Source organism: Streptomyces sp. 8L (assembly GCF_020176795.1).
In the GTDB taxonomy this organism is placed as follows: domain Bacteria; phylum Actinomycetota; class Actinomycetes; order Streptomycetales; family Streptomycetaceae; genus Streptomyces.
Map to the genome: position 1 here is coordinate 1 of NZ_JAIUKE010000512.1, position 7,947 is coordinate 7,947.

Genomic DNA, 7,947 nt, shown 5'->3' on the forward strand with positions numbered 1-7,947 from the left:
CCTGGACCTTGGGTGCCGCGTCGCCGCCCTCCCGCAGCGGCGCGGGCTGCCGCAGCTGGGCGGGCTCCGCGCCCCCCGGCTCGGGGGGGCGGCCCGCGCGGAGCGGCGTCCTCCGGAATCCCGTACCCGATCGTGACCCCGCACGCCCCTCCTCGCGGTCATATGAACGCCAATCCCGCGATATGGTTGTGTGAGGCAAGCACTTGCATGACGCATGCACTTGCATGACACAGCCATAGGAGGGCAGGGCATGAGCGGCGTGCCCCCACAGCAGGGTCCGGACCCGATGTGCGCACCACCGGGTGACGGCATCCCCAGCGACCACACCTCGCAGCTGGCCGAAGGGGTGGAACGGCTGATGCACCTGTTCTTCAAAGCCCGTCAGCAGATGCTCGACAAGGCCCGCAACGACGTCGACTGGTCGACGTTCCTCCTGATGGGCGCGGTGGTGGCCCAGGGGCCCCTGCGCGTCAAGGAGCTGGCGGAACTCGTGCAGTCCGATCCGTCCACGGTGAGCCGGCACGTCGCCCAGCTCGTGCGGGACGGGTTCCTCGAGCGCCACGCGGACGCCGTCGACGGCCGCGCCAGCCTCGTGACCGCCACCGAGAAGGCGCGCGAGGCCGTCGACGCGCGCAAGCATCGCAGGAACCAGCACTACGAGCAGATGCTGCACTCCTGGGAGGACAGCGAACGCGGCCGGCTCGCGGCCCTGCTCTCCCGCTTCGCCGACGACTTCCTGACCTACAAGACCACGCTCGCCGACACGGACTGGACACCCGTCCGTCCGGCGGCCCGAAAGGAAACAACGCAATGACGTCCACCGCCGACGCCGCGTCGGCCAACGTCGGCCCGGGCAGCTCCGAGGAGCCGAGACCGACCGGCTACACGCACCGCCAGATCATGGTGATCCTGTCCGGGCTGCTGCTCGGCATGTTCCTGGCCGCCCTGGACCAGACCGTCGTCTCCACGGCGATCTACAAGATCGGTGAGAGCCTGCACGGCCTCACCGCCCAGGCGTGGGTCACCACCGCCTTCCTCATCACCTCGACCATCGCGACGCCGCTGTACGGCAAGCTGTCCGACCAGTACGGGCGCAAGCCGTTCTTCATGTTCGCGATATCCGTGTTCGTCGTCGGCTCGGCGCTGTGCACGCTGTCGACGTCGATGTACATGCTCGCCGCGTTCCGCGCCTTCCAGGGCATCGGCGCGGGTGGCCTGTTCTCGCTGGCCCTCGCGATCATCGGCGACATCATCCCGCCGCGCGAACGTGCCAAGTACCAGGGCTACTTCATGGCCGTCTTCGGTACGTCCAGCGTGCTGGGCCCGGTCATCGGCGGCGCGCTCGCCGGTGCGGGCACGGTCGCGGGCATCGACGGCTGGCGCTGGATCTTCCTGATCAACGTCCCGATCGGCGTCGCGGCCCTCGTCGTCGTCGCCAAGGTGCTCCACCTCGACCACGTCCGCCGCGACCACAAGATCGACTACCAGGGCGCCGTGTCCCTGGTGATCGCGCTGGTTCCGCTGCTGATCGTCGCAGAACAGGGCCGCGAGTGGGGCTGGGGCTCCGGCCGCTCCCTGGCCGGGTACATCATCGGCGCCGTCGGCATCGTGCTCTTCCTGCTGGCCGAGCGCCGGGCGGGCGAGGACGCGCTGCTGCCGATGAGGCTGTTCAGGCTCCGCATGTTCTCCCTCGGTACGGCCCAGTCGTTCATCATCGGTATCGGCATGTTCGGCGGCATCACCCTGCTGCCGCTCTACCTCCAGCTGGTCAAGGGCAACTCGCCCACCAAGGCCGGTCTGCTGACGCTGCCGCTGGTGCTCGGCATCATGCTGCTGTCGCTGGTCTCCGGCCAGATCACGTCCCGCACCGGCAAGTACAAGATCTTCCCGATCATCGGCTGCGCGCTGCTGGTCATCGGCATGCTGCTGCTGTGGCGCATCAAGGCCGACAGCGGTCTCGTCTACACCGACTTCGCGATGTTCATCGTCGGCGCGGGCCTCGGCCTGAACATGCAGACGATCGTGCTGGCGATGCAGAACGCGGTGCCGCCCCGGGACATCGGTGTGGCGACCTCGTCGACCACGTTCTTCCGGCAGATGGGCGGCACCGTCGGTGTCGCGGTCTTCCTCTCGATCGTGTACTCGATCGTGGTCGGCAAGATCTCCGACGCGTTCACCTCGGCCCAGCACACGCCGGCCTTCCAGAAGGCCGCCGCCGCGCACCCCGACCAGCTCAAGATGCTGACGCACGCCAACACCGGCGCGCTGAACGACACGTCGTTCCTTTCCAGGCTCGACCCGACGCTCGCGCACCCGTTCAAGGTCGGCTTCACCGGCGCCATCTCGGTGGCCTTCCTGGTCGGTGCCGTGGTGCTGGTCGTCGCGCTGGTCCTGTCCCTGATGATCAAGGAGGTCCCGCTCCGTACGACGGCGGGCGCCTTCTCCAAGGACGAGGAGAACAAGCCGGCCGCCACGGCGTAGGGCGGTTCCTCGTACGCGGTGGTACGCGGGCGACAGCGGCGCGGCCACGGACGACCGCACCACCGCGACACGGCGGCGCCGGATCACGGCGGCACCGCACCACCATCGCAGCACCGCAGCACCGCAACGAACGGCCGGGCCCGCACCTGGGGCCCGGCCGGTCCGCGTTCCCGCCCCCGGGCGTGCTCCCCGGGTGTGCCGCGGCCCCGGGACGTGATTGCATACGCCGATGCGCGACGACGACACCCGCAGGCCCGGCACCCACGGCCCGACCAAGGCGGCACCGCTCCTCGTACGGCCACGGACGGGCGCCGATGTGGGGCCCTGCGCGGAGGTGCTCGCGAGCGTGCACGCGCACAGCTCGTACCCGCTCAACTGGCCCGCCGACCCGGCCGGCTGGCTCTCGCCGCCCGCGCTCGACGCGGCCTGGGTGGCTCTCGACCCGGCGGACGGGGCGGTGGTGGGCCATGTGGGCCTGTCCCGGGCCACCCCCGACGACCTGGCCGCACGCCTGTGGCGCGAGCGGGCGGGCACCGGCCCGTCGGCCACGGCGGTCGTCGGCCGGCTCTTCGTCTCCCCCGCCGCACGGGGGCGGGGAGCCGGCGCGCGCCTGCTGGCGGCGGCGGTGGGCGCGGCGCGCGCGGACGGACGGCAGCCGGTGCTGGACGTGCTGGAGTCGGACACGGCGGCACGGGCGCTGTACGAGCGGCTCGGCTGGCGCCTGCTGGCCACGGCCGAACAGGAGTGGGAGGCGGGCCAGGTGGTGACCGTGTACTGCTACGCGGCGGGCTGAGACGGGCCGGTGCGCCCAGGACCCGCCGCGTGCTCGCGGAGCCAGTCGAGGATCAGGCGCAGCCGGTGCAGCCGGTGGTCCGGGCGGCCCGTGGTCGCGAAGCCGTGGGACCCGCCCGGGTAGCGGGCGAGGACTGCCTCATGGCCCCGGCGGCGCAGGGCCGCGTAGAACTGCTCCGACTGCTCGATCGGGCAGCGCTGGTCGCTCTCGCCGTGGATCAGCAGCAACGGGGTCGTGACGGTGGCGGCGTGCGCGAGCGGTGAGCGTTCCCAGAGCAGGGCCGCGCCGTCCGCGTCGTAGAGGTCGGCGCCGCCGAACTCGTGGCGGTTGGTGGTGAAGCCGTTGTCCGAGGTGCCGTACTTCGACACCAGGTTCGCGACCGACCGCTCCGAGACGGCGGCCCGGAAGCGGTCCGTCCGGGTCAGGGCCCAGTTGGTGAGGTAGCCGCCGTAGCTGCCGCCGGTGAGGTAGAGCCGGTCGGGGGCGGCGAGGCCGGTGTCGACGGCCAGGTCCGCGAAGGCCGTCAGGTCGTCGAGGTCGCCGCGTCCCCAGCTGCCGACGCTGAGCGCGCGGAACGCAGTGCCCAGGCCCGCGCCGCCGCGCACCCCCGGCAGCAGGACGTGGAAGCCCGCCGCCAGCAGGCACTGCGTCTCGATGTCGAAGGCGTTCCCGTAGGTCATGTGCGGGCCGCCGTGCACCCGCAGCACGACATCGCCGCGCCCCGCGCCCGCACGGGCGTGCGGCGAGCGGTAGAGCAGTCCGCGCACGGCGAGCCCGTCGGCCGAGGTGGCGGTGGCGTCCTCGGGCGCCACCGGCGCCGCCTCACGCGCCCAGGCTGTGTTGAACGACGAGACGCGGCGGCCCGCCAGATACAGCTCGACGGGCTCCACCGCCGACTCCAGGCACATCGCGGTGGTGCCGTCCGCCGCGACCGCGAAGTCGGCGAGCGAGCGGCCCCGCGGGCTGACGCGGAGCGCCGCCGCGTCCCCGGGCCCGCCCTCGTACAGGGCGACCTCGCCCTCGACCGTCGCGGCGAACACGATCCGCTCCCCCGCCGTGGCCAGCAGGCGGGGCGCGCCGAGCGCCCGCGCGTCGGCGAGCAGCGCGCGCTCGCACTCCAGGTCCTGTGCGGGAAACGCCCGGCGGCCCTCGTCCGCCCACCACACGCGGGGCGGCTCCACGCTGTGCCCCGCTACGCCGCTGGCCAGTGCGACCGGGCGGCCCGACGCGGTCACCGCGAGCGCGCGCACCTCCGAGGCGCAGCGCCACACCGGCACGTCCGCACCGCTCGCCAGGTCGAGCCGCCGTACCTCGCCGCCGGGGTGCGGGGCGTCGCTGTGGCGCGGGTGCGCCGTGTAGAACACGCCGCCCCTGCCGTCCGGCGCCAGGCTCCCGAGCCGGCACTCCGTGCCTCCGTCGTGGACCGGCCGGGCCTCGGTGAGGGTGCCCGTGGGCCCGGGCCGCAGGACCCACAGGGTGTCGAGCGGTTCGACGGGGCCCGGGGCGCCGTCGCTCTTGTAGCGCAGCCAGTCCACCACCACGGGCGCGGGCCCCGAAGTACCGTCCGGACGCCGTGCGTACCGTACGAGCAGCCGCTCGGCGTCCAGCCAGACGTACTCGGCGGGGCGCCCCTCCGGCGCGCCGTCCAGCAGGGCGGGCCGCCCGCCCCGCGCCGGTACGAGCCACAGCCGGGACGAGCCGTCCCGGTCGCTGGTGAACGCGACCCGGCCGCCGTCGGGCGAGAGCGCGGGCGCGGTGTCCGACCAGGGGCCCTCGTCGGTCAGCGGGCACGGCGGCGCGGCGCGGTCCGCCTCCTGCGCGGCCCCGAAGCGCCAGAGCCCGCCGCGGTACCGGGTGAAGGCCGCGTCGATCCGCTGGACCGCCGCGACCGCCCAGGTGCCGTCGGGCGCCACGTCCGGCGCGCCGGTGAGGGCGAGGGCGGCCAGGTCGCCCGGGACGACGCGGCGGCCTGCCGCGGGGGCGGTCACGCGGTCCTCCCGGTGGCCGCGAGGAACTCCGCTTTCGCGCGGTCCAGCCGGCCGGGGTCGGTGAACAGCGCGGTGAGTACGGACGCGAGCATCGCGGCGCCGTCCAGGACCGCCGCGTCCGCGTCGGAGCCGGCCGCCCCCGCCGCGAACTCCCGTGTGTGCAGGGCGGCCCGGGGCACGGCGCAGACGTAGGGGTGCAGTGCGGGAAGGAGTTGGCTGACGTTGCCCATGTCGGTCGAGCCGGCGGCACCCGCCCAGCCGCTGCCGGGCGGGACCGGCCGGCCGAGCGCGGCGAACGCGTCCGCGGCGAGGGCGGCGAGGACCGGGTTCGCCAGCACCGGGTCGTACGCCGGTGCCACCTCGCCGAACTCGTACGAGGTTCCCGTGGCGATCGCGGCGCCCCGTACGCAGTCCCGTACGGCCTCCAGCAGCCGGCCGCGCAGATAGCCGCTGTCCAGGGCGCGTACGAACAGCTCGACGCGCGAGCGCTCCGGAATGATGTTGATGGACTGCCCGCCCTCCGCGACCCTCGCGTGGATGCGGGCGTCCGGGGTGATCTGCTGGCGCAGCAGCCCGATCGCGACGAGGAGCAGCGTGGCGGCGTCCAGCGCGTTCCTGCCGCCCTCGGGGGCGGCGGAGGCGTGCGAGGCGCGGCCGGTGAACACCGCTTCGAGGGAGAGCCGCCCGAGGTTGGTGCGGGACACCGCGTCGTACCCGGCGGCGTGCGTCATGACGGCCGCGTCGACGCCGTCGAGGACGCCCGCCTCGATCAGCCGCGTCTTCCCGCCGCCGCCTTCCTCCCCCGGGCTGCCGATCACCAGGAGCCGCCCTGCGGCGCCCGCTTCCGCGAGGAGCCCGGCCGTCGCCAGGGCCGCGCCGACACCGGCCGCCGCGATGACGTTGTGCCCGCAGCCGTGGCCGAGGCCGGGCAGCGCGTCGTACTCGCAGAACACGGCGAGCGTGGGGCCCCCGCGCCCGCCTGGGGTGTCGTACGTGGCGCGGAAGGCGGTGGGCAGGCCGCCGACGCCCGCCTCGACGGCGAAGCCGTGGGCGGCGAGCGCGGCGCGCAGCCGGCCCGCCGCCGCGTGCTCCTCGAACCGCAGCTCGGGTTCTGCGTGCAACGCGTGGCTGATCGCGAGGAGTTCGCCCCGCAGCTCCTCGGTACGGGCGCGGGCGGCGAGCGCGAGCGGCCCGGCGGGGGACCCGGTGCCGGAGTGCGCGCCTGCGGTGCCCGGCGTACCGCTCATGCCACCGCCTCCGCCGTCTCCGCGTAGTGGCAGGCGGCGCCCCGGCCCCCGGCGCCGACCGCCCGCAGCGCGGGTTCCTCGGTCCTGCACCGGTCGGTCGCGAGCGGGCAGCGCGCCTGGAAGACACACCCCGTGGGCCGCTCCAGCGGGCTCGGCAGGTCACCTGCGGCGGCGACGGCGCGCCGCCGGTCCTCGCGACGTGCCCGCGCCCGGGGCACGGCGGCCAGCAGCAGCTGCGTGTACGGGTGCCGCGGATCGGCGAACAGCGTTTCCGTGGGCCCCTGTTCGACGACGCGCCCCAGATACATGACGGCCGTCTCGTGGGCGAGGTAGCGCACCAGCGCGAGGTCGTGGCTGATGAACAGGTAGGCGAGGCCGAGCTCCCGCTGGAGCCGGCTGAGCAGGTTGATCACCTGCGCCTGCACGGACACGTCGAGTGCGGACACCGCCTCGTCGCACACCACGAACGTCGGATCGAGCGCCAGCGCGCGGGCGATCGCGACGCGCTGCCGCTGGCCGCCCGAGAGTTCGTGCGGGTGGCGCTCGGCGTACGCGGAGCCGAGACCCACCAGGTCGAGCAGTTCCGCGACGGTGCGCGCCCCGCCGGGGCCGCCCTGCGTGATGCCGTGCACCCTGGCCGGCTCGGAGAGGATGCGCGCGACGGTCATCCGGCCGTTGAGCGAGTCGTACGGGTCCTGGAACACGGGCTGGATGTCCCGGCGCAGCAGCCTGAGTTCCCTGGTGCCGAGCCGGTTCACGTCCCGGCCGCCCACCGTGACGGTGCCCTCGCTCGGCCGCTCCAGTGCGAGCAGCAGCCGCCCGGTGGTGGACTTGCCGCAGCCGGACTCGCCGACGACGGCGACGATGCGGCCCGCGCCGACGGTGAGGTCGACGCGGTCCACGGCGGTCAGCGCCCTGCGCCCCGCGCGGGTGCGGACGGTGTAGCGCTTGGTGAGCCCCGCCGCCCGCACGAGCGGCTCAGCGGGCGCGGCCGGGTGCCCGGCGCGGGCGGTTTCGGCGGGTCGCTCCGTCATGACGTGCTCTCCTCGTCCGGGCCCGCGGGATCTTCCACGGCCGGGCCCCCTGGGCGTACGGCGTCCGTGTGGTCCGGGAACCAGCAGGCCGCCGCCGAGCCGCCCGGTGTGACCTCGGCGAGCGGCGGGCGTTCGGCGCACCGGTCCTCGGCCTTCGGGCAGCGGTCGCGGAACGCGCAGCCCCCGGAGCGCTCGCCGAGCGGCGGCACCCGGCCCGGGATGGTGGGCAGTTCGCCGGTGTGCGGTGTGTCCGGGTCGGGAACGGACGCCAGCAGGGCCCCGGTGTAGGGGTGGTGGGGGGGCGGGGGGCCCCCCCCCCCCCGCCCCCCCCCCCCCCCCCCCCCCCCCGGACACACCCCCCCCCCCGCCCCCCGCACGGCCCCCACCCCCCAGGCAGGGGGGAG

The 7,947-nt window shown here is 74.7% G+C and carries 7 protein-coding genes; 3 read left to right on the forward strand and 4 right to left on the reverse strand.

Annotation, left to right across the window (positions count from 1 at the left end):
* Window positions 1-250 precede the first annotated feature (250 nt).
* The 3 genes from LCE31_RS32785 to LCE31_RS32795 all read left to right on the forward strand — a co-directional run bounded on the left by LCE31_RS32785 (window position 251) and on the right by LCE31_RS32795 (window position 3,274).
* Window positions 251-814, forward strand: coding sequence for a MarR family winged helix-turn-helix transcriptional regulator (locus LCE31_RS32785; protein ID WP_225020940.1), 564 nt, complete (start codon window positions 251-253; stop codon window positions 812-814).
* A complete protein-coding gene (locus LCE31_RS32790; protein WP_374118624.1) occupies window positions 811-2,481 on the forward strand; it encodes an MDR family MFS transporter in 1,671 nt (556 codons plus the stop codon). Before LCE31_RS32785 ends, LCE31_RS32790 begins: the two co-directional genes overlap by 4 nt.
* Before the next feature lie 229 nt (window positions 2,482-2,710).
* On the forward strand, window positions 2,711-3,274 hold the full coding sequence (locus tag LCE31_RS32795; protein WP_225020942.1) for a GNAT family N-acetyltransferase: 564 nt from the start codon (window positions 2,711-2,713) through the stop codon (window positions 3,272-3,274).
* On the opposite strand, the gene LCE31_RS41005 is transcribed toward LCE31_RS32795, so the two are convergent.
* The 4 genes from LCE31_RS41005 to LCE31_RS32815 all read right to left on the reverse strand — a co-directional run.
* Entirely contained in the window at window positions 3,259-5,262 is a 2,004-nt protein-coding gene (locus tag LCE31_RS41005) for a S9 family peptidase (RefSeq protein WP_225020944.1), read from the reverse strand. The genes LCE31_RS32795 and LCE31_RS41005 overlap by 16 nt on opposite strands.
* Window positions 5,259-6,509, reverse strand: coding sequence for an amidohydrolase (locus LCE31_RS32805; RefSeq protein WP_225020946.1), 1,251 nt, complete (start codon window positions 6,507-6,509; stop codon window positions 5,259-5,261). Before LCE31_RS32805 ends, LCE31_RS41005 begins: the two co-directional genes overlap by 4 nt.
* Window positions 6,506-7,543 (reverse strand): ABC transporter ATP-binding protein, encoded by a 1,038-nt coding sequence (locus LCE31_RS32810; protein WP_225020948.1) that lies wholly within the window; start codon window positions 7,541-7,543, stop codon window positions 6,506-6,508. The genes LCE31_RS32805 and LCE31_RS32810 overlap by 4 nt, the downstream gene beginning before the upstream one ends.
* Window positions 7,540-7,947 (reverse strand): oligopeptide/dipeptide ABC transporter ATP-binding protein (locus LCE31_RS32815; protein ID WP_374118625.1); only part of this gene is annotated, 408 nt, incomplete at its 5' end. The genes LCE31_RS32810 and LCE31_RS32815, both read right to left, overlap by 4 nt.